1 protein-coding gene is annotated in these 1,663 nt (G+C 59.2%); it reads left to right on the top strand.

Annotation, left to right across the window (positions count from 1 at the left end; genetic code table 11):
• Positions 1 to 185: 185 nt before the first annotated feature.
• The gene (locus ACGYLC_RS17620; protein WP_394424234.1) at positions 186 to 1,412 is read left to right on the top strand and encodes an IS256 family transposase; all 1,227 of its coding nucleotides are present in this window, start codon (positions 186 to 188) and stop codon (positions 1,410 to 1,412) included.
• Positions 1,413 to 1,663: the final 251 nt, after the last annotated feature.

The raw sequence follows: 1,663 nt of genomic DNA on the forward strand, positions 1-1,663 counted from the left end.
CTAGAGCGCAGGACAGCGACAGAACGGAACCGGCAGTCGATTCCGACGTCAGGCACGCAAGAATTGTCTTGATGGTCATGTCACTCGGTTGTGTCTCGAAGGTGGTAGAAATTTGAAGGTTGCGTAATCTCCGGGTGACTTGAACCCACCCAACCGGCGGCAGCAACCGCCAGGGAGATCACGCTATGACAAACAATAACGACACCGCTCCGCTTACGCTACTTGCCAATGAAGCCGGCTATGATCCCATCGAAGATCGCCTGCGAGAGAATATCCGCGCCACGATTGAGGCCGTTTTTGAAGAGGAACTGGAGGCGTTTCTGGGACGCTGCCGTTATGACCGCGGCACAGCTAAGCCCAAGGGCTATCGGCACGGTCATCGAGAACGCCAGTTGACCGGCACGTTTGGGACCGAGACGATAAGCGTGCCCCGCGCCCGGGCTGTTGATGAAGCCGGCAAGACCACGGAATGGCGATCAAAGGCGCTGCCGCGTTACCAGCGGCTGACCAAGAAGGCCGAAGCCCTCATCGCTTCGGTCTATCTGGCCGGCACCAACACGCGGCGCGTAAAGCGGGCGCTGTATGGGCTGTTTCAGGGTGCCGTGAGCAAGGACGTGGTCAGTCGTGCGTGGCGCAAGGTGAAGGTCGACTGGGACGCCTGGGTGGCGCGCGACCTGGCTGACGAAGACATCGTCCGTCTGATTTTGGATGGCACAGTCATCAAGACCCGGTTGGACCGAAAGGCTACGAACATCTCGGTTCTGGCGGCCATAGGGGTGCGCCGGGACGGGCAGAAGGTGCTGCTATCCATCAAGAATATGGGCGGAGAGAGTAAGGCAGCTTGGGGCATGTTTCTTGGTGATCTCGACGCACGCGGTCTGAAGCAACCGGAATTTGTCCTTGTTGACGGAGCCCCAGGGCTTGAGGCTGCGCTGGTCGCACTCTGGGGCGAGGCGCTGCCGATCCAGCGTTGCACGGTTCACAAGCACCGCAACCTTCTCGGCCATGCCCCAAAGCACATGCATGACGAATTGAGCGAGGATTACCGTGACATGATCTATGCCGACAGCGCGGCGGAGATCGAGAAGCAGCGGAAGGTATTCTTGCGCAAGTGGCGCCTGAAATGTCGTGCGGTCGCTGACAGCCTGGAAGAGGCCGGAGACCGGCTGTTCACCTTCACGCGTCTGGACCCATCGCAGTGGAAATCCGCACGCACCACCAATGCAATTGAGCGCTTAAACGAGGAATTCCGCCGTCGCATCAAGACCCAGACCGTGCTGCCCTGCGCCGAAACGGTGCCAATGCTTCTTTGGGCACTGATGGCATCGGGCCAGATCCAAATGCGAAAAATAGATGGCTGGGAAACCTTGGCTCAGCCTATCGCCCCGATCAGCCTTGACCTCGCGGCCTGATCAGGCCCAAATCCACATGCTCGGAGAACGCCTCTAGAGAGTTTCCACCACATTCGAGACACAACCGGTGCGCAGATCATGGGCGACTGGGCGCAGGGCGAATTTGCGCTGGCTGGCAAAGTTGCTGGCACAGACTACGAATGTCTGCCGGGTCTGGGCGAAACGGGCGTTCTGTCCACGGGGGGCGATGCGTTCTATTTTCCGGTGAACAGCGATGCTGACATCACTGCCGGTCAAAAAGAACTGGCCGC

The sequence above is a fragment of the Sulfitobacter sp. 1A12157 genome (assembly GCF_043557345.1).
In the GTDB taxonomy this organism is placed as follows: domain Bacteria; phylum Pseudomonadota; class Alphaproteobacteria; order Rhodobacterales; family Rhodobacteraceae; genus Sulfitobacter.